The organism is Streptomyces zinciresistens K42 (assembly GCF_000225525.1).
Taxonomy (GTDB): Bacteria; Actinomycetota; Actinomycetes; order Streptomycetales; family Streptomycetaceae; genus Streptomyces; species Streptomyces zinciresistens.
Genome location: NZ_AGBF01000384.1, coordinates 1 through 2,713, shown reverse-complemented (window position 1 = coordinate 2,713; position 2,713 = coordinate 1). Strand labels below are relative to the sequence as shown.

The window sequence follows — 2,713 nt, the reverse complement described above, 5'->3', positions numbered from 1 at the left end:
GCGGAGCGCGCGCGGCCCTCGGCGTCGCGTCGGCCCGCGCGCCCCGCCCCCGGCCGCGGGTCGCCTGGCACGAACTGGAGCACACCGAGGTCCGCGACCGGCTGGAGCGGGATCGTCCGCCCCCGCCCGCCCTCGCCGAGCGGATCGCCGACGGCACGCGCGCGAGGCTGCGCGCCATGGGCAGGCGGCGGCTGTTCGCGCCGGTGAGCGGGCCGGTGCGGCTCGCCCGTGCCGTGCGCGGCGAACTCGACGACCCCCTCACGCCCGTCCTCGCCGTGGGCTCCGCGGCCGAGGCGATCCTCGGCTCGGTGCTGGACGCCCTGCTGGTCGTCGGCGCGCTCGACCTGAACGCGCTCGTCGGCGGCGTCCAGCGGATGCGGGCCGAGCGGGCGCTGTCCGGACTGCTCGCCGAGCAGAAGCGCAAGGCACGGCTCACCGGCGAGGACCCGCGCTCCGAACCCCGCGTCGTGGACGCCGCCAGGCTCGGGCCCGGCGATCTGATCGCCCTCCAGGTGGACGACGTCGTACCCGCCGACGCCCGACTCGTGGCGCAGGACGGACTGGAGGTCGACGAGTCCGCGCTCACCGGGGAGTCGCTGCCCGCGGCCAAGGCCGTCGCCCCGACACCGCACGCGGCCGTACCGGACCGCGGCTGCATGGTCTTCGAGGGCACCACCGTGGTCGCCGGGCACGGCAGGGCCGTCGTCGTGGACACCGGGGACGGTACGGAGGCGTCCCGGGCCGTGGCGCTCGCCGCCCGCCGCCCGCCCGCGGCGGGCGTACAGGCCCGGCTGCGCGAACTCACCGACAAGGCACTGCCGTTGACCCTCGCCGGCGGCGCCGGGGTGACCGCCCTGTCGCTGCTGCGCGGCACCCCGGTCCGCCGGGCGGTCAGCGGCGGGGTCGCGGTGGCCGTCGCCGCGGTCCCCGAGGGGCTGCCCCTGGTCGCGACGGTGGCGCAGCTCGCGGCGGCCCGCCGGCTCAGCCGTCGCGGCGTCCTCGTCCGGGCCCCGCGCACCCTGGAGGCGCTGGGCCGCACGGACACGGTCTGCTTCGACAAGACCGGCACGCTCACCGAGAACCGGCTGCGCCTGGTGCGGACCGCCGACGCCGGCGGCACGGTCCGCACGCCGGACGAGACCGGGGCCGCGGACGTGCTGCGCGTCGCGGCGCGGGCCTGCCCCCGGCTCGACGGCGGCCCCGACCGGCCGGTGCACGCCACCGACGAAGCCGTGCTGGACGCCGCCCCCGCGGACCCGGACTGGAGCCAGACGGAGGGCCTGCCGTTCGAGGCCGCCCGCGGCTACGCCGCCGCGGTCGGCCGCGGCGCGGACGGCGCCCCCGAACTCGTCGTCAAGGGCGCCCCCGAGACCGTACTGCCCGCCTGTACCGGTGCGTCCCCGGCGGTGTCCGAGACGGCGCACGCGCTGGCCCGCGACGGACTGCGGGTCCTCGCGGTGGCCCGGCGCCGACTGCCGGACGACACCGCCGCCGGAGCGCCGGACGCGCTCGAACCGCCCCTCGCCGAGCTGGAGTTCACCGGTCTGCTCGCCCTCGCCGACGCACCGCGCGACACCTCGCCTGCCCTGGTGCGCGGGCTGCGCGAGGCGGGTGTACGTCCCGTCATGCTGACCGGCGACCACCCGCAGACGGCGCGGGCGATCGCCGCGCGACTGGGCTGGCCCGAGGACACCGGGGTCGTCACCGGCGACGAACTGGCCGGCGCGGACCGGGAGGAGCGCGCCCGGATGCTGAACGGCGCGGGAGTGGTGGCACGGGTCGCGCCCGAGCAGAAGCTCCAGGTCGTCGAGGCGCTGCGGGACTCCGGGCGGGTCGTCGCCATGGTCGGGGACGGCGCCAACGACGCCGCGGCGATCCGTGCCGCGGACATCGGCGTCGGCATCAGCGCCCGCGGCTCGGCCGCGGCCCGCAACGCGGCCGACCTGGTCCTGACCGACGCGGACCTCACGGTCCTGATCGACGCCGTCGCCGAGGGCCGGGCCCTGTGGCACAGCGTCGCGGACGCCATCGCCATCCTGATCGGCGGCAACGCGGGCGAGGTCGGCTTCGGCCTGCTCGGCACGCTCCTGTCCGGCGCCGCGCCCCTGTCGACCCGTCAGATGCTGCTGGTGAACCTGTTCACCGACCTGTTCCCGGCGATGGCGGTGGCGGTGACCCCGAGGGAACCGGCCGCCCCCGACGACCCGGCGGGGGCGGCCGGTTCGGCAGACCCGTCCGCCCCCGCCGACCCCTCGGCCGCATCCGCCCGCGAGGCCCCGGCCGCCCCCTCCGGCGAACCGCTGGGCGCCTCCCTGCTGGGCGCGCCCCTGATCCGCAGGATCCGCCACCGCGCCCTCACCACCACGCTGGGCGCCACCGCCGCCTGGCTCACGGGGCGGTTCACCCCGGGCAGCGCCCGCCGGTCCACCACGATGGCGCTGTGCGCGGTCGTCGGCACCCAGCTCGCGCAGACGCTCGCCGACCGGCGGGGCAGCCCGCTGGTCCGCGCCACCGCGCTCGGCTCGGCCGCCGCGCTCGCGGTCCTGGTCGAGACGCCGGGCGTCAGCCACGTCTTCGGCTGCACGCCTCTCGGACCGGTCGCCTGGGCGGGCGTCGCCGCCTCGATCGCGCTCGCGGTCGCCGGCCAGCGCACCCTGCCCCACCTGGAGCGACTGCTCCCGCGCCACACCCCCGCCACCGCACGGTGACCGGG

Annotated in this window: 1 protein-coding gene; it reads left to right on the top strand. The window is 78.7% G+C overall.

The window, feature by feature from the left end:
* The coding region (locus SZN_RS36575; protein ID WP_007505778.1) for a cation-translocating P-type ATPase at positions 1-2,708 on the top strand (2,708 nt) is incomplete at its 5' end.
* Positions 2,709-2,713: the final 5 nt, after the last annotated feature.